The 18,399-nt window shown below is 39.4% G+C and carries 14 protein-coding genes, 2 pseudogenes, 1 riboswitch and 2 other annotated features; of the genes and pseudogenes, 9 read left to right on the top strand and 7 right to left on the bottom strand.

The genetic code is table 11. The annotated features are described in order from the left end of the window. Window positions 1-113 precede the first annotated feature (113 nt). Window positions 114-1,082 carry an IS30 family transposase gene (locus SH603_RS11080; RefSeq protein WP_003668074.1) on the top strand — a complete coding sequence of 323 codons (969 nt, stop codon included), beginning with the start codon at window positions 114-116 and terminating at the stop codon, window positions 1,080-1,082. Between the two features lie 67 nt (window positions 1,083-1,149). Here SH603_RS11080 and SH603_RS11075 read toward each other — a convergent pair whose 3' ends face one another. Beyond that, window positions 1,150-2,022, bottom strand: a complete 873-nt coding sequence (locus SH603_RS11075) for a LysR family transcriptional regulator (protein ID WP_321533960.1) — start codon at window positions 2,020-2,022, stop codon at window positions 1,150-1,152. A 120-nt stretch (window positions 2,023-2,142) separates the two neighbouring features. Here SH603_RS11075 and SH603_RS11070 point away from each other — a divergent pair. The 7 genes and pseudogenes from SH603_RS11070 to SH603_RS11040 all read left to right on the top strand — a co-directional run bounded on the left by SH603_RS11070 (window position 2,143) and on the right by SH603_RS11040 (window position 9,527). Next, a pseudogene (locus SH603_RS11070) lies at window positions 2,143-3,021 on the top strand (aldo/keto reductase). A 63-nt stretch (window positions 3,022-3,084) separates the two neighbouring features. Beyond that, window positions 3,085-3,456 (top strand): HesB/YadR/YfhF family protein, encoded by a 372-nt coding sequence (locus tag SH603_RS11065; protein ID WP_169478188.1) that lies wholly within the window; start codon window positions 3,085-3,087, stop codon window positions 3,454-3,456. Window positions 3,457-3,557: 101 nt separating this feature from the next. Beyond that, window positions 3,558-4,229 carry a type 1 glutamine amidotransferase gene (locus tag SH603_RS11060; protein ID WP_321533959.1) on the top strand — a complete coding sequence of 224 codons (672 nt, stop codon included), beginning with the start codon at window positions 3,558-3,560 and terminating at the stop codon, window positions 4,227-4,229. A gap of 521 nt (window positions 4,230-4,750) precedes the next feature. Beyond that, window positions 4,751-6,133, top strand: a complete 1,383-nt coding sequence (gene ltrA / locus SH603_RS11055) for a group II intron reverse transcriptase/maturase (RefSeq protein WP_321533896.1) — start codon at window positions 4,751-4,753, stop codon at window positions 6,131-6,133. 295 nt (window positions 6,134-6,428) lie between these two features. After that, on the top strand, window positions 6,429-7,394 hold the full coding sequence (locus tag SH603_RS11050) for an IS30 family transposase (protein WP_321533671.1): 966 nt from the start codon (window positions 6,429-6,431) through the stop codon (window positions 7,392-7,394). Window positions 7,395-7,436: 42 nt separating this feature from the next. After that, window positions 7,437-7,703, top strand: a binding site (T-box leader). A gap of 47 nt (window positions 7,704-7,750) precedes the next feature. Beyond that, window positions 7,751-8,375: pseudogene (locus SH603_RS11045) on the top strand (cyclase family protein); the annotation flags it as partial. Window positions 8,376-8,399: 24 nt separating this feature from the next. Continuing rightward, the gene (locus SH603_RS11040; protein WP_169471309.1) at window positions 8,400-9,527 is read left to right on the top strand and encodes a vitamin B12 independent methionine synthase; all 1,128 of its coding nucleotides are present in this window, start codon (window positions 8,400-8,402) and stop codon (window positions 9,525-9,527) included. A 91-nt stretch (window positions 9,528-9,618) separates the two neighbouring features. Here the strand turns inward: SH603_RS11040 and asnS are convergent, their stop codons facing one another. From asnS to SH603_RS11010, 6 genes are all read right to left on the bottom strand, one after another. Then, window positions 9,619-10,917, bottom strand: coding sequence for an asparagine--tRNA ligase (gene asnS / locus SH603_RS11035; protein ID WP_169471326.1), 1,299 nt, complete (start codon window positions 10,915-10,917; stop codon window positions 9,619-9,621). Between the two features lie 19 nt (window positions 10,918-10,936). Then, complete coding sequence (asnA, locus tag SH603_RS11030) at window positions 10,937-11,947, bottom strand: aspartate--ammonia ligase (protein ID WP_169471327.1); 1,011 nt, start codon at window positions 11,945-11,947, stop codon at window positions 10,937-10,939. 64 nt (window positions 11,948-12,011) lie between these two features. After that, window positions 12,012-12,264, bottom strand: a binding site (T-box leader). 59 nt (window positions 12,265-12,323) lie between these two features. After that, window positions 12,324-12,719, bottom strand: a complete 396-nt coding sequence (locus tag SH603_RS11025; protein ID WP_169473079.1) for a GNAT family N-acetyltransferase — start codon at window positions 12,717-12,719, stop codon at window positions 12,324-12,326. Between the two features lie 4 nt (window positions 12,720-12,723). Next, window positions 12,724-13,281, bottom strand: coding sequence for a folate family ECF transporter S component (locus SH603_RS11020; RefSeq protein ID WP_169478228.1), 558 nt, complete (start codon window positions 13,279-13,281; stop codon window positions 12,724-12,726). 54 nt (window positions 13,282-13,335) lie between these two features. Next, window positions 13,336-13,434: riboswitch (THF riboswitch) on the bottom strand. An 80-nt stretch (window positions 13,435-13,514) separates the two neighbouring features. Further along, entirely contained in the window at window positions 13,515-16,046 is a 2,532-nt protein-coding gene (locus SH603_RS11015; protein ID WP_321533958.1) for a M1 family metallopeptidase, read from the bottom strand. A gap of 145 nt (window positions 16,047-16,191) precedes the next feature. Beyond that, the gene (locus SH603_RS11010; protein ID WP_321533957.1) at window positions 16,192-16,833 is read right to left on the bottom strand and encodes an SDR family oxidoreductase; all 642 of its coding nucleotides are present in this window, start codon (window positions 16,831-16,833) and stop codon (window positions 16,192-16,194) included. Window positions 16,834-17,037: 204 nt separating this feature from the next. Between SH603_RS11010 and SH603_RS11005 the strand changes: the two genes are divergently transcribed. Continuing rightward, window positions 17,038-18,360 (top strand): aminopeptidase C, encoded by a 1,323-nt coding sequence (locus SH603_RS11005; RefSeq protein WP_169473076.1) that lies wholly within the window; start codon window positions 17,038-17,040, stop codon window positions 18,358-18,360. Window positions 18,361-18,399: the final 39 nt, after the last annotated feature.

Here is an 18,399-nt window from a genome sequence, read left to right as displayed (position 1 = left end):
TCACCATGATTCATTTTTTATTAATCGTCGTTTGTAAAATTAAGTTAGAAAAAGTAAAAAGCCATTTGTGATAGACTTTTGAATATCCCTAATCAAAAGAAAGGCAATCACAAATGACCTATAAACATCTTACCACACGTGAATTAACTCTCATAGCTGATTTTTGGTATCAAGGTACTAAAGCTTATCGGGCTGCTAAATTACTTCAGCGTAGTCAAGAAACCATCTATCGTGTTTATCGTTTCCTCAACGACGGTAAAACCATCGACCAATATCTTCAGACTTATCAGCGACATAAGCGTCGTTGTGGTCGGAAGCAGACCCAACTGCCAACTATCGAAGTTAACTATATCCATGCGCAAATCAAGGCAGGTTGGACTCCTGATACTATTATTGGTCGTCATGAACACCCAATTAGCTGCAGTATGCGCACCCTTTATCGCATGTTTGCCCGCAATCAGTATGGCTTTTCCGTTAAACAGCTACCGATGAAAGGAAAACGCCATCCCAATGGCTATGTGGAACATCGTGGTAAAGCTGGCCAATTAGGACGCAGTATCTATCAACGATATCGTGATTTTCCGCATTACCAACATGAATTTGGGCACTTTGAAGCTGATACAGTTCAAGGTAAAGCTCACCGCGGAGCGGTAATGACGCTAGTAGAGCGACAATCCAAAGTAATGATTGTCCTTAATATTCATCATAAAACAGACGAAGCAGTGAATTGCCAGCTTGATCAATGGCTCGCTAAACTGCCACGTCACTTTGTTAAATCAATTACTTTTGATAACGGGAAAGAATTTGCTGGATGGCGAGAAATAGCCAATAAGTATGATCTTCACACCTATTTTGCGGAAGTCGGTGCTCCCAATCAACGAGGGTTAAACGAAAATAATAACGGCCTCTTGCGTCGTGATGGTCTTAGTAAAAAGCTAGATTTTCGCGATTTACCAGACGAACTAGTCACTCAGCTAATGCATCGTCGCAACAATATCCCACGAAAATCTCTTAATTATCGTACACCATTAGAAGTATTCTTGAGTCATGTCACAGAAGAACAACTTTCACCTTTTTTCTAATTTAAATTGACATTTCAGGAATATTTTAAATAGGGATTTTCAGCGAAACAAGTTAAACGCCTATAATTTAACTTAAATTAGGCCAATTTTGATTAATTTCATTAAGTAGGGGCGTTAAAGAATTTTTTTGTTTCTTAAGGTAGTTAGCATAAAACGTCATTGTCGCAGCTTTATCGGTAATTGGGAGTCTGACTCGATCGTCCTTTGAAGTACGTTGTCGTGGATTAGCTGTTGTTATATTAGTGCTAAAGTATGGAAAACTGGAATATTTTGTGATTTCAGTAAGTGCGGCCCATTCTTCTTGATATAAAAATTTAGCATTTGGAATATATTTTTGGATAATTTCTTTCCATGGTCCGATATCGTTCAAAACGACAAAGCTTAATCCGGCTAGGTCCTTAAAAGAAACCTGTTGGGAATTAGCAAGGTACATAAATTTATCAAGATTAACATAGAGATTTTCAGCACCTAAATAACGTGATTCAATTTGATCAGTTTGAATCTCTTGGTCGCTGATAATTATTGAATTTTCATTGTTTAAAAGTGAAGTGGTGATTTGATCAGGAGTAATAAACTTCTCGTCAATCAAAATTTGTGTAGAGAAAGATGCACTTTTTACACGAAGCAGAATTAATGGGCCCGGAGCAATTGATGCGATTTTAATTACTGATTGTCGAGCAGCATAATTTTGAAGCTGCTGAACAAAATTGCAGTTGACGGCGAGAACTTCAGTAGCTTTTTCAGCAGCTAATTTTCCGGTATCAGTAAGGATAATGCGGTTAGGTTGACGGTCAAATAATTGAATTCCAAGCTCGTCTTCTAATTTTTGCATCCCCCGGGTAACGGTCGGTTGGGTAACATTAAGTTTTTCAGCGGTTTTAGCAAGTGTTTTTTCACTGGCAAAGGTCACTAATTCTTCAAGCAAGTAATTGTCGATCATTAGACCACTCCTTAATAGTATGCGCTGATTGTATACTACCATGTAAAGGTAGTAATTTTCAATTTGTAAATTAGCAATTAATATATAGACAACGATTAATTACAGGAAGGAAGAATTATTATGACAAATGTACCAACAGTAAAATTAAATAACGGAGTAGAAATGCCAACCCTTGGATTTGGAGTATTCCAAGTTCCAGACTTAAGCCAAGCTGAACAAGCAGTTACCAATGCTCTTGAAGTCGGCTATCGTTTAATCGATACTGCTGCTGCTTACCAAAATGAAGAAGCAGTTGGAAAGGCAATTAAGAATAGTAGTGTAAACCGTGAAGATGTCTTTGTAACTTCTAAGTTATGGGTGTCTGATTTTAACTATAAGCGGGCTAAAGCAGGGATTGACGCTTCACTGCAAAAACTTGGCCTTGATTATATGGATCTTTACCTTCTCCACCAACCATATGGCGATACAATGGGTGCTTGGCGAGCATTACAAGAAGCACAGAAAGAAGGTAAGATTCGCGCAATCGGTGTATCGAACTTCTACGCTGATCAACTAAAGGATCTTGAATTAACAATGCCGGTTAAGCCAGCGGTCAACCAAATTGAAGTTAACCCTTGGTATTAACAAGATCAAGAGGTTAAGTTTGCGCAAAGTGAAGATATTCGTGTTGAGGCATGGGCACCATTTGCGGAAGGTAAGCATGATATCTTTACCAACGAAACAATTGCGGAAATTGCTACCAAGTATGGCAAGAGCAATGGTCAAGTAATTCTTCGCTGGCTTTTACAACGGGGTATTACTGTCATTCCTAAGTCAGTCCACAAGAACCGGATGGAAGAAAACATCGATGTCTTTGATTTTGAACTTTCCGATGATGATATGAAGAAGATGGCTAGTCTTAACAAAAACGAAAGCCAATTCTTTGACCACCGTGATCCGGTTACGATTGAACAAATCTTTGGCTCTAGCTTAAAGATGGTTCAAGATGACGAGAAATAAAGATTGCACTAGCCATTGCTTATGGATCAATTTATAATTGGAACAATTATTAACATCTAAGGAGTGATTGAAGTGCAATTAATTATTACTGATACTGCTAGCAAATGGTTCCAACAAAAATTTAACCTGGTTAGTGGAGATGGAATAAAGCTTTATGGTAAAACCATTCAACCACACAATGTTAAACATGGTCCTAAGCAGGGGTATGAACCTGAATCGACGCTCGATGAGGCAACAATCATAGTAAAAAAAGATGGTATTAATTACCATGTTAACTTTGCGGATGCCTGGTTCTTCTCAGGACTAGTTGTTACTGTTGATTATCAGCAAGAGACTGAAGAGCCAGTTTTTATTTTTCGCCGTGAAGATAATGGTGAAGCAGACGTTGATGCTGCAACTGGGGCATCACGAAAATATGAAGAATATTGGGAATAAAAATTATTGTTAAGCTCATGAGTTGATGTTATAACAATAATATCTTAGGTACTTGCAGGCGATACCTAGCACAACATTGCCGTTGACGGAAAGGATATTCGATGAGAATCAATGTTTTGCAACATACGCCAAATGAAGGACCAGGAACAATTCAAGAATGGTCACAGGATCGCGGACATGAGATGTACGTTTATCATCCTTATCAGTTTGGTAATTTGCCGACTGCTGATGAGACTGATCTGCTGATTATTCTTGGCGGTCCCATGAGCCCTAATGACGACTTAACGTGGATTAAACAAGAGCGAGTTTTAATTCGGCAACTATTGGATGCTCATAAGCCAATCTTTGGCGCATGTTATGGGGCCCAGCAGATTGCTAAGACACTCGGTTATGCCGTAAAAAAGACACCACATAAAGAATTTGGTTGGGCGCCGGTGTATCTAAAAAGTGATCTTATTTCTGATATTCCCCAAAAATTAACTGCTTTGCATTGGCACGAAGAGATGTTTGAAGTTCCAGCTCAAGCAGACTTATTATTTAGTAGTGACTTAGTTAAAAATCAAGGTTTCGTGATGAATGGTAATGTGATTGGTCTTCAATTTCACTTTGAGCCAGCAGCAGATAATGTTCGCGAGATTGCTGTAAATGATGATCAGTATCCGTTAGAACATAATGATCTACACCAAACTAGCCAAGAAATTATTCAGCACGGGGTTCCTACTGAAAATAAGCGAGTAATGTATCGGTTATTGGACTTTATCACAAATAACTAAAACGTAAAAAGATTGTTAAGACGAATAGTATGGCTAAAGAAGAAGCGAGACCGGTTTACGACCGACCTCGCTCCTTTAGTGCGCCCGGCATGGGTATTAGCTAGGTGGTGAAAGTCCGCTATGGGCCGTAGTAGTCGGAACCATGAGCTGAGGACAAGGGTGTCCACCGTGAGGTGGAATCTGAAGGAAGTCTAAGGCAAAGTACTGCATCGATGAACAAGAAGTAGCTATAAGGCTGGAATTAACTGGATAAGGCTGCTAGACAAGTTGAAGTCCAATACTACTCGAAGTTGGTCTCAGTAAAGTTAACGATGACATGGTACGAAAGCTAATATTCTTACCCGGGGAGATCTGGCCTACACGTTTCCGACAAGAGGAATAAGTTTAATTTCCACAGAAACAAGCGGTGCAGTGATGCAGTGTTGAGTAAGCCAGAAGTCAGCCGAGGTCATAGTAGTTTGAATAATCAGATGAAGGACTGAACGACAATAACTTGTAACTTATATCGGAGGTGTAATCAGGTGCGACAATCGCAGAAAACAGAACAACAAGCTGACCGCTTGTCGAGGATAGGTTTGGAAAACCGAAAGTACACAAGGGCGCGTAGTACCGGTTATGGTGAAGGTAAAGGTATGAGTGTCACTATCCAAGACCTGGTCTTGGATCGCAATAACCTTAATCAGGCTTATTTGCGAGTTAAGAGAAATAAAGGAGCAGCAGGCGTTGACGATATGACAGTCAATGACCTTCTGCCATATCTCAGAGAAAATAAGACGGAACTGATCGCTAGTTTGCGTGAGGGCAAGTATAAACCAGCTCCAGTCAAACGGGTAGAAATTCCGAAGCCTAATGGTGGAGTAAGAAGACTTGGAATACCAACGGTGGTGGACCGAATGGTTCAACAAGCTGTAGCCCAAATTCTTACGCCTATCTTTGAGCGTATTTTCTCTGATAATAGCTTTGGCTTCCGTCCCCACCGTGGGGCCCATGACGCTATTTCAAAAGTAGTAGATCTTTATAATCAAGGTTATCGAAGAGTTGTCGACTTAGACCTAAAAGCCTATTTTGATAACGTTAATCATGACTTGATGATTAAGTATCTCCAACAATATATTGATGACCCATGGACACTAAGACTCATTCGTAAGTTTCTAACTAGCGGAGTCTTAGACCATGGGCTTTTCGCTAAGAGTGAAAAAGGAACCCCACAAGGAGGGCCATTGTCACCACTACTGGCGAACATCTATCTAAATGAGTTGGACGAAGAGTTGACTAGACGTGGTCACCACTTTGTGCGCTATGCGGATGATTGTAACATCTATGTTAAAAGTCAACGAGCCGGAGAACGAGTAATGCGAAGCATTACCCAGTTTCTAGAAAAGCGCTTGAAAGTTAAAGTGAACCCAGATAAAACCAAAGTCGGTAGCCCGCTACGGTTGAAGTTTCTTGGCTTTTCGTTGGGTGTAGACCACAATGGGGCCTACGCCCGTCCAGCTAAACAATCGCAACAACGAGTAAAGAAAGCACTGAAGTTATTAACTAAACGTAATCGTGGAATATCTCTGACAAGAATGTTTGAAGAAATTCATCGAAAAATGCGTGGGTGGCTTCAGTACTACTCAATTGGGAAACTAACTAACTTTATTCAACGCCTTGACAAGTGGTTGAGGGTCCGAATAAGGCAGTATATTTGGAAGCAATGGAAAAAGTTTAAAACTAAGGTAACTAACTTACAGAAGTTGGGGATGTCCCAGCGTGATGCATATGTCTTCGCTAGTACCCGAAAGGGCTACTGGCGAACTGCACATAGTAAGACCTTGAGCTATTCTCTAACTAATAGAAAACTGGAACAACTCGGACTTATGAATATGTCCAAGACGCTCCAGTCAATTCAATGTGATTAAGTTGTCGAACCGCCGTATACGGAACCGTACGTACGGTGGTGTGAGAGGTCGATAATTGAACTAATCAATTATCTCCTACTCGATTTATCATAATAATTCGCTGATGCTAGTGGTTTTGCCGGTAGCAAAAGTATAAAGTTAGAATCGCATTTTTATAATTAAAATATAGTTAAAGATTTTATTGACATTATAATCTTTTTATCATATCGCCGTTTGTAAAATTAAGTTAGAAAAATAGAAAAGCCATTTGTGGTAGACTTTTAAATACCCCTAAACAAAAGAAAGGAAACCACAAATGACTTACACCCATCTTACCACAAACGAGCTGACAATCATCGCCCATTCTTTCGTGCAAAAGCTTAAAGCGTACCGAGTGGCCCAAATGATCAAACGTTGCGCCGAAACCGTTTATCGCGTTTATCGTTACCTGGAAACCGGTGCCTCAATTGCTGATTATCAAGATCACTATATGCGCAATAAGCAACGTTGTGGCCGAAAACGTACTCAGTTGTCACTGGCTGAACTCACTTATATCAACGACAAAATTGCCCAGGGGTGGACGCCTGATACCATTATTGGGCGCGCTGAGCGCCCAATTAGTTGTAACCGGCGAACTCTTTACCGGATGTTTGAACGTGGCCAGTTCGGCTTCGATGTCCGTTCCTTGCCGATGCGAGGTAAGCGGCACCCGAATGGCTATGTCGAGCGCCGTGGGAAGGCTGGCCAATTGGGGCGAAGTATTCACGAGCGTGCCAAGGACTTTCCGCACTATGCCACTGAATTTGGGCACCTTGAAGCTGATACCGTCCAAGGCAAAAAGCACCAAGGGGCGGTAATGACCCTGACCGAACGCCAATCGAAGGTCGAAATTGTACTCAATGTGCACGAAAAGACGGCTGATGCGATTAACCAACACTTAAGTCAGTGGCTTCGGAAATTCCCGCGGCACTTCTTCAAATCGATTACCTTTGACAACGGAAAAGAATTCGCCGGCTGGCGCGAGATTGCCAATCAATTTGACCTTCACACTTACTTTGCCGAGGTTGGTGCTCCCAATCAACGAGGGCTGAACGAAAACAACAACGGTCTTTTACGCCGGGATGGCTTAACGAAACAGCTAGATTTCCGCAATCTTCCTGATGAATTGGTAACCCAACTGATGAGTAAGCGAAATAATCTGCCCCGTAAATCACTAGGCTATCGAACTCCATATGAAGTATTCATGTCTTACGTCACTGATGAGCAACTATTTTCTTTCTAACTTAAATTGACATTTCGGGTATTATAATGTCAATAATTTTTGATAACCGCGATGAAGGGATGAGTAATTGCTATTCATTTTCTACAGAGAACTGGATTAGATGCGAACCGGTGTTAATGGGGGTAATGAAGATGGTCCTGGAGCGATGGAAGTTGTGAGCATTTGTTAGCAACTTACGGTTGATGCTCGATACTGCATCTAGGTTTTCTTAATAACTGCATTAAGAGTACCTATTGAGAGAGTGTCATTTGTTGTGATGCTAATTAGGGTGGTAACACGCTAGTCTGATAAAAGATTAACGTCCCTAGAACTGATCGAAAGATTGGTTCTAGGGGCGTTTTAAATTTTAAGGCTGATTTGTTAAACAATATACCTTTCCAGGACAGTATGGGACTCATATTGATCCACCCGTTCATTTTTATAAGGATGAAGAAACGTTATGTTGAAGATTTACAACTAAAGGATTTAGTCTTACCCCTGGTTGTCATTGATTGCAGTGAGAAAACAGAAGCAAATCCCGATTATAGTCTCACCGTGGAAGATATTAAAAACTGGGAAAAGAAGAATGGCTCAATCCCTGAGGGAGCATTTGTTGCTTTACGGACTGATTGGGGGAGGCGATGGCCATCACAAGTAAAATTTGAAAATAAAGATACTAAGGGTCAAAATCATTATCCAGGATGGTCGCTTGAAGCGTTGAAATATATTTATGAAGTGCGACATGCTACAGCAAATGGACATGAAACTTTTGACACTGATGCAGCTGTTAACCAGCAAAATGGCCTAATTGGAGAATACTATGTTTTGTCACATGGTCATTATCAGGTTGAATTGTTAGACAATCTTGATCGGGTTCCCTCTACCGGGGCAGTAGTCTTTATTTCAGTGGCTAAACCTGAAAATGCACCAGGCTTTCCGGTTCGAGTCTTTGCGGTTTTTGATGAATCAAAAAATAAAGAAAACACTAAAGCGATAAAATAATTATCTAAAGAAAGGTTGATATATATGTCAAAGTCATCACAAATTCCATTTCGTTATGATACTGTTGGAAGTCTGAAACGGTCTCAACGGCTCAAAGAAGCAGAAAAAAAGCTATTTGCACACAAATTAGCTATTGGTGATTTTGCTGATATTCAGCGTGAAGAAACGAAAAAGATTATTTATAAACAAATCAAACTTGGCTTTCATGACGTTACAGATGGTGAATTCAACCGTAGTTGGTGGCATCTTGATTTTTTATGGGGCTTAAACGGGACAGAAAGATATGATTATCAACAAAGCTATAAATTTCATGATGGCAAAACGCGTACTGATAATGTACGGTTAGCTGGTAAAATCCACTATAACCCAGCCCATCCATTTTTTGCATCATTTAAATATGTTAATAGTCTAACCCCAGATGAGGTGGTGGCAAAGCAAACAATTCCGTCCCCAACCTTGCTTTTCCGGGATAATCGTAGTGATAATTGGGCAGAGTTCTATGATAGTTGGGATGCTTATCTTAGTGATGTTGCAGCTGCATATCGTCAAACCATCCAACATTTTTATGACTTAGGCTGCCGCTACCTTCAACAAGATGACACTACTTGGGCATTTTTGATTTCAAAGTTAAATGCTACTCAAAATGAGCCAGAAGAGCATGCCAAGTATGTAAAGTTAGCTAAAGATGCAGTTAAATTGATTAACCAAGAACTTGAAGGATTACCAGAAGACTTAACAATCACGACACATATTTGTCGCGGGAACTTTAAGTCGACTTATCTATTTAGCGGATCGTATGATGTAATTGCTAAATATCTGGGTCAGCTTAACTATGATGGCTTCTTTCTGGAATACGATAATCAACGATCGGGTGGCTTTGCTCCATTAAAAGTTATTTATAATAACCGGCCCAATATTCGCATTGTTTTAGGATTAATTACTTCAAAGTTTCCTGAACTAGAAAACCCAAGTGACCTTAAAGCGCGGATCAAGGAAGCTAGTCAATACGTTCCATTAGATAAACTAGCTATATCTACTCAATGTGGATTTGCATCAACTGAAGAGGGCAATAACTTAACTGAGGACCAACAATGGAAAAAACTTGAATTAGTACGTGATATTGCTCTGGATGTTTGGCCGGACGCAGATTGATAATTTAATTCTACAAAAACCTAAAAAAATACCTCAACGGTCTATTAGGAAGTTGAGGTATTTTTTATTTTAGATTAAATCTACCTTGTTATTAAGGGTTCAAACGGTTAAGCATCCGTGGGAATGGAATAGTTTCACGAATGTGGTCTTGGAGAGTAATCCAAGCTAAGAATCGTTCAAGTCCCATTCCAAATCCAGAATGAGGAATTGAACCGTACTTCCGTAAATCATCGTACCAACCGTAATCTTCTTTACTTAGGCCGTTTTCTTCAAGTTTGTTTGTGATGTATTCGTAATCGTAAGAACGTTCAGAACCACCAATGATTTCACCATAGCCTTCTGGAGCAAGCAAGTCCGCACAGATAACTTGACGAGAATCTTCAGGGTCTTCAGGCATGTAGAAAGCCTTGATTTCTTTAGGATAGTTCAAGATAAATACTGGCTTTTGGAATTGATCTGCCAAGTAGGTTTCTTCTGGTGAACCAAAGTCAGCACCGTATTCGACATCAAAGCCACCCTTTTGAAGCATTTCGATTGCTTCTTTATAAGTGATTCGTGGATATGGTAATTCAGTAAATGGCTTCAAACTTTCTACACTACGACCTACCATTTCAAGTTCGCGTGCACAGTGGTCAATTAAGTCTTGAACCAAGTAAGCAATGTATTGCTCTTGAATCTTAAGACTTTCATCTTGGTGCATCCAAGCCATTTCTGGTTCGATCATCCAGAATTCCATTAAGTGCCGACGAGTCTTTGATTTTTCAGCACGGAAAGTAGGACCCATCGTGTAAACGCGACCTAATGCCATGGCACCAGCTTCTGCATATAGTTGACCAGATTGTGAAAGGAAAGCAGAGCGGTCGAAATAGTCAGTTTCAAATAATTCTGTTGTCCCTTCAGGAGCACTTCCAGTTAGTTCTGGAGAATCAAATTGAGTAAATCCATGCTTTTCGAAGAATTTCATTGTCGCAAGCTTAACACGGCTTCGAATCCGCATTAATGCCCACGGCTTGCGAGAACGTAACCATAAATGACGGTTATCAAGCAAGAAGTCAATTCCATGTTCCTTGTTACCGATCGGGTAGTCTTCACTTTCGCCAACAATGTCAAAGTCTTTGATGTGGATTTCATAACCAAACTTTGAACGTTTGTCTTCAGCGATTTCACCGATTACCCAAAAACTGGTTTCTTGGTGTAAATCGTGCTTAGCAGAATCAAATTTTTCTTCCGAAACATCATTTTTACGGATGATTCCTTGGAAAAAACCAGTTCCGTCACGGAGTTGCAAGAATGCAATCTTACCGCTTGAACGCTTATCAGTTAACCAAACACCAATCTTAACCGTTTCCCCAACATGTTTAGGTGCTTCATTAATTGTAATAGTTTCCACTTTTATACTCTCCCTTAAATTATAGAATTTGAATGTGGTTTTCTTCACACTTCTTAATCATATCTTCTGGCCAAATACTTGCCTGTACTTCTCCAATATGAGCTTTGCCAAGAAGGAGCATACAGAGACGAGATTGACCAATTCCTCCACCAATTGTATATGGTAATTCGCCATTGAGCAACATTTTATGGAATGGTAATTTTTCACGATCAGTTGCATCGGCTTGTTCAAGTTGGTATTTCATTGATTCTGGACTAACCCGAATTCCCATACTTGAAATTTCGATCCGGCGTTGAAGAGGTTCATACCAGAAAATAATATCACCGTTTAAGCTCCAGTCATCGTAGTCAGGTGCTCGACCATCGTGAGGCTTACCACTGCGTTGCAACTTATCACCGATCTTCATTACAAAGACAGCACCAAGTTCTTTAGCAATTTTATCTTCCCGTTCAAGTGGGGTGAGGCCTGGCCACCGATCTTCAAGCTCTTGCGTTGTAACAAAGTGAATCTCATCTGGTAAATGGTAGACAGCTTGCGGGAACTTGTACCAAACTTCATGTTCCATGTGCTTAATTACTTTGAAAATATCACGAACTGTATCCTTTAAAGTTTCTTCTGTTCGTTCATCCTTACTAATAATTTTTTCCCAATCCCACTGATCAACATAAATTGAGTGGAAGTTGTCGAGGTCCTCTTCTTTCCGAATAGCGTTCATGTTGGTATAGAGACCTTCATGCATTCCAAAACCGTACCGCTTAAGAGCAAGTCGTTTCCACTTTGCAAGGGAATGAACGACTTCAACAGTTTCGCTTGGCATATCTTTCATTTCAAATGATACTGGTTGTTCAACACCATTTAAGTTATCGTTTAATCCAGTACTTTTTTCAACAAACATTGGTGCAGACATTCGTTGAAGATTTAGTTCCTTGCCAAATTCGTCTTGGAAAGTTTCACGAATATAACGAATAGCAGCTTCAGTTTCTCTAATTGAAAGACGTGGATCGTAATCCTTTGGAATAGTTAAGTCCATAATAGACACTCCTCAAATAATATATTTAGGAATGAATTAAAAAAGCCCTTCGTTCCCCTTATAATCAAGGGACGAAAGGCTTTTTTCCGCGGTACCACCCAAATTGTCTAGTATAAAACTAGGCCTCCTCAAGAGCACATCATGCTCTGCCGGTGAGGTAACGGTCCGGATCCGGCCAAGCCTACTTTAAGTAAACTTATTTGGGTTGGCAGCACTCGCGAAAGTGTTATTCACTAGCGTAGGGTCGACTGGTTTCTCACTACCACCAGTTCACTGAACGAATACAACTAGTTACTCTTCTTTCTCATCGCTTTTTTTATTTTGTTAATTGTATTTTAACCTAATTCATTTAAAATGCAATACTTTTTTAAATAATTTATTTTAACCAGGTCATCTTGGCTTCTAAATTATTATGGTTAGTAATCTGAAAACCGTTTTGTTGGTAAAACTTAATAGCACGCTGGTTTTCTAAATATACATCTAAAATGAGCTGTTGATGTTTTTCTTTAACAACATTTAGTAGATTAGTACCAAGATGCTGTGATTGATACTCTTTTGCGATAAATAAACCAGCAATATAATTTTCTTGCAGGCCAATAAATCCTTGAAGATGATTATTGGCAGCTACTGAACAATAAACTTCTGCTTGTTGAATCGCATTTTGAACATTTGATAAATTTTGATACCAATAATTGGGGTCAATAAAAGGGTGAGCCTCTAGATTAGTAGATAACCAAATATCCATCACTCTATTGATATCAGTTGATTTCATTTTTCTAATCATGATTTTTTTGAATTAAATTTAGTTGTGATATTTGACGCAGAATAATCAGCACGAGTAAAGTTTCAATCGGCCAAGTAATTAGCTCTTTTGGTAAACGGATGAAGAGGAGCGCCACGAAAGTATGGCTGCTACTACTAGAACTTAAGCTCATAAGGTAAAGCCATAAGGTTGTTCCGATAACATTAGTAAGAAGAATTTGGAAAAACTCATATATTAAAATTCGTTGCCAGCTTATCCGTTGTTGGTATAGAAACATGCCTGCAATTACACCAGAGATAAATGCTGAGAGAGTAAAGCCGGGAAAGAACAGGCTTCCTGAGTTCAAAATAGTATTACTTATGATATCCGATACGACCATTGACCAACCACCAATCCATGGACCAAGGCAATAGCCAATAAGTGCGGTGGCAATGAAACCGAAACTAAACTTTAAAACCGCTGGATCTCCAATTGAAAGTTTATTTAAGATTACCTGCAGTGCGACTAACATAGCAGCTAAAGTTAAATTCTTTGTCGTAAAACGCGGTCCAGCAAATGATAACGTAGACATATCAATCCACTCCCTTTTAAAAATTTTGTTAGGGAACACATTGACGTTTCCGTTCATGGTGAATGCGGAATAACAAAGCAGCTAGTTATTAGCCTCCTTCTAACGTTCACATTCCGTTCCGTTAGACAATAACTCTGAGATTCCTACCCCAACAGTAGTAATATATGCTAAATATAAATATGAATCAACAAAATAAGCGAAAATTACTATCGCTTGCATCAAGTAAAATTTCGTTATTGTTGAGCGATTGCATCATTAACTGCTGTTTGCTCTTTGTTAATTAAATTGACTTTGCTTTCAATTACACTAATGTCCATTTTAATTTCCCGGGTTAAACCTGGTGTATTAAGTTTCGGTTCAAAGAAATCCTTAAATTCGTTCAATCGTTCCGGAGTATGGAAAACGCTGGCAGTGACAGTGATAAAGGTAGCAAATTCCATATCGCCACCAACTGTGTCATTTAACCATTGCCATTCATCACGAAGCCAATTCCAGGCAGCTTGTTGACCTGCTTTATTGGCAAGAAGACCACGATACCATGCTCGTAAATCTTGTGGCTTAATGACGTCAGCATCTTCAAAGTAACTAACAACTTTTGCGATTAATGCTGGATCAGTTGTATTTGGTATTGCCATTCGCAAGTCTTGTTTAAAGCTTGCGTCCGCCGTTTGTTGGTAAGCTTTGATCAATTTATCGAATAATTCAGCACTCCCGAAGTTTTGAACTTCATTTTTAAGAACCAACCCACGAATATCCGCCGAAAGGGACTCTAATTTATCTTGATTTTCGGTGAAGATTTGGTGAGCTTGAGTAATTGAATCATTATTGCGTGCAAATAGTGAAGCACTAAGAATGTAAAGGCGCGTTAATTGATCGTCATTGCTTTCACCATCTTTAGGCAACCAACCAAGCCGTTTTACCTGATCCTTGCTTAATAAATCAAAGAATTGTCGAAGTTCTTGTTCAGCAGGAGAATCAGGCTTAGCAAACATTTTAAGGCTATTAGCAATTTGGTATAGTTCAGCGTTAACAATGGCAGAAGTACTATCTTTAAATTGCTTTAATAATGGAATTAATGACGCATAAGATACTTGTTGTCCTTGAGCAAGTAACCGCAGATCCTGAAGAAGTTGGCGCTGGGCGATCGGGTCTAATTCATCAGCGTGATCTAAAATATCGTTTAGCAGCGTATCGTCATATTTTACGATGAAGTGTGAATTATTACCGAGATTTAGCCGGAATGGTTGATCATTCTTATCACGTAATGCTTGATAATTGCCAAGGTTGAGTTCTTGTTCAGCCATAATTTGTGGAGCTTCATCATAGTTACTATTAAGCGGGATTTGCCATTGCCGATCAACATCTTTACCGTCACCAATGAAGAATTGCTTTTGTGATAGTACTAAGTCGCCATCATCATTAATTTTTGCTGTTACAACAGGATAACCTGGTTGTTCAAGCCATGAATTCATGATCTTTCCAATATTAAGCCCTGATGCATCGCCAAGAGCTTTCCATAAGTCAGCTCCGGTTGCATTACTGTATTTGTGAGCAGCAAAATAATTCTTAAGGCCTTCTCGTAACGCTTTGTCACCTAAAAGTGCCCGGACCATTACTAACATTCGCGATCCTTTGGCATAAACAATCGCACCATCGAATAGGGCATCAATTTCGGCTGGATTGTTAACATCAACATGAACGGATTGAACGCCATCAGTTGCATCTCGTTGTAATGCCATTGGGGCTTCCGAGGTTTGGAAAAGTTCCCAAATGTGCCAGTCAGGCTGGAGAGCATCCACGGCAACATATTCCATCATATTAGCAAAACTTTCATTAAGCCATAAGTCATCCCACCACTTCATTGTCACAAGATCACCAAACCACTGATGAGCTAGTTCGTGTGTGATGACAGTTGCAACTAATTGTTTCATTTCAAGGGAAGTATTATCTGGATCGAGTAATAAGTAAGCTTCACGGTAGGTTACCAATCCCCAGTTTTCCATTGCACCGGCAGAAAAATCAGGTAAAGCTAACTGCCATGAGTGTGGAAGAGGGTACGGAGTTTGATAGAATTCCTCGTAAAATTCGATTGCCCGCTTAGCGATATCTAATGCAAAATCAAGTTCCTTTGGTTGGTGCGCTTTCGTTGCGAATACCCCTACTTTAACGCCACCCTTTGTCTCAGTAATTTTACTTTGGAGTTCTCCAAATGCAAAGGCAACAAGATAAGTGGACATTCGCACAGTTGGTTCAAAGTAGTGGATGCCATTTTCAACATGATCTTCTGGCATATTAGCGATAATGGTTTCGCCAGGATGCTCATCAAATTTAATTGCTAGACTGAAGGTAGCTTTAGCCTCTGGTTCATCGACACAGGGGAAAGCTTGCCGCGCAAAAGTTGTTTCAAATTGAGTTCCAATAATCTGCTTTTTCTCCCCATCAACCTCATAGTATGAGGGATAAATTCCCATCATCGAATCAGTTAACTTAGTATTATACGTTACAGTAAAAGTTACTTTACCAGTTTGCGGAAGGGTAATCCGAACTGCCTCGGCATCATTATCAATCTTAAAGTCTAATTCTTGACCGTCTGCTTGAACGCTGGTGACCTGCAAATTCTTTTGATTAATTGCAATTTGAGGATCAGTTGCGTTACCAGTGATAGTTGTTTTTCCATTAATGGTTTTCTTTGCTCGATTAATATCGATAAAAACATCATAATGGTCAGGTTGGAAAGTATTATAAAAGCGTTCGAGTTTTGCCATGTAAAAGATTCCCTTCTTAATTTGTTTTTAATGTTTATTATACGGCTGATGAGAAGAATTAGCTAAACTATTACCTGATTTTGGAATAGAAAAAAGTTGCAGACCAGCCATATCTTGTTGTGACTGATCAACAACCTGTAAAAAATCAAATTTGATCTAGTGCTTCTTCAATCGGCGTATCGCCACTCCGCATCATGATAACATGACCGATTGTATTATCGTGTTGTAGGATATCAGCTAAGGTCTGGGCAACATCTGGAATCGGATTAGAGGTTGCAGAACCTTCACCAATTTGAATTTTACCAGTCCCCGGTTCATCAGTTAAGCTAGCGGGTTGAAGGATAGTGTAGTCAAGGTTCGTATTTGAGATAAGATAATTATCAGCGAAGAACTTGGCAATATTGTAGTCCATGATTGAGGCTAGTGATGGAGCTTTTGACCACATTTCAGGTTGTAGAGCATAGAGCGAACTTAACATAATGTAACGTTTAATGCCATCTTTTTCGGCAGCCTGCATTGTTTTAACTGCCCCCATCGCATCAGTTTGCAGTAAATCTTTACCACGTGATCCGGCAACAAAGTAAACTGCATCCATGCCTTTTATTAATTCAGCGATTTTTTCAACGCTATCATGTAGGTTCAATTCAACAGCAGTAACGTGGTTTAACTTAATAACTTTTTCCGGATGGCGAGTACCAGCTGTAACTTCATTACCGGTAGCAACTAAATCTTTAATTAAGTCAGTAGCAACACGGCCGGAACCGCCGACAACAAATACTTTCTTCATAACTAATCGAACTCCTAGATGAATTTTAACGCAGTTTCTCCAATTTATAATTAAAAGTGACCTATTACATATAATTTTAACTAATTTTTTGTAAGCAGTAAAGGATGATGATTCCAAGCTTTAATTCAATAATTTTGCCTAAAATGCGGTATCATTAATAATGTATAAGTCATTTTAGAATTTTAGGCAAAGAAGGGATTTATTGTGACTAAAGAACACGATTTAACCTCAAAAATGGTTGAAAAATTAAAGAAAGAATTTCATTCACGTAAAGATGCAGAAATTATTGCCCGGGCAATACAAAAAAATGGGATTAAAGCTGCGAGTGAAGATCCAACGGCAAGTGAACGTCTTCATCGAGCATTTTCTTATGAAATTAAGACAGGTAAGCCAACCAACCAGCGTCATAGTGGGCGTTGCTGGTCTTTTGCAGCGTTAAACACATTACGTCATAAGTTTGCGACAAAATATAAGTTCAAGGACTTTGAATTGTCACAAAATTATCTGTTTTTCTGGGACCGAATTGAGCGGGCAAATATGTTTTTCCAAAAGATTATTGCAACTGCTGATAAGCCCTTGCATGATCGAACCGTTGATTTCTATCTTAGTTTCGCATTAAATGATGGTGGACAATGGGCGAATGCCGCTTCTATTATCGAAAAATATGGTGTTGTTCCAGAATATGTAATGCCTGACACGCATAATACAAAGGATACCTCAGATGTGGCCGAAGTATTTGATAGTTTAATGCGCAAAGATGCAATTGAATTACGTGCAATGGTGCAAACTAATGCCAGTGCAGCGGAATTACAGGAAGCACAAGAACGAATGATGGGTGACGTTTATAAGATTGCGGCTTACTCATTTGGTGAACCACCTGCAAAATTTGATCTTGAATATCGAGATGATGATAAAAAGTTCCACCAAGTTCTTGGCTTAACGCCATTAAAGTTCTATCATGAATACTTTGATACAAACTTAAGTGACTATGTTGTAGTTACTAACGCTCCTGATCATGAAATGGATCGGAGTTATTTAATGCCAGCTCAAGATAGTGTGGTTGATGGTTTGCCAATTAAATTTGTTAATGTTCCTTTTGCAGAACTACAAGAAGGAGCCATCAAACAATTGCAAGCTGGTGAAACAGTTTGGGTTGGGAATGATGTTCTTCAACAAATGGACCGTAAGCGCGGCTTGATGGATGCAAAATTATATCATCGAGAAGAATTGCTTGATGTTGATTTTGTAATGGATAAGAAGCACCGTTTGGAAACTAAGCAAGCCGTTGTTTCTCATGCGATGACATTAACAGGCTTTGATATGGTAAATGATCAACCTACACGATGGAAGATTGAAAACAGTTGGGGTAAAGATAATGGCGATAACGGATACTTTGTAATGACCCAAGATTGGTTTGAAGAGTATACTTATGAAGCTGTTATTAATAAGAAGTACCTTAGCGATCGAGTAAAGAAAGTAGCTGAAAGTGAACCCGTTACTCTACCAGCTTGGGATTCTTTGCAGTAAAATATAAATAGTGAAGTACACACGGAGAGGTTGGGAAAC

The organism is Limosilactobacillus reuteri, from assembly GCF_034259105.1.
In the GTDB taxonomy this organism is placed as follows: domain Bacteria; phylum Bacillota; class Bacilli; order Lactobacillales; family Lactobacillaceae; genus Limosilactobacillus; species Limosilactobacillus reuteri_G.
The sequence above is the reverse complement of the archived record's forward strand: the minus strand, read 5'-3'. Positions and strand labels throughout refer to the sequence as shown.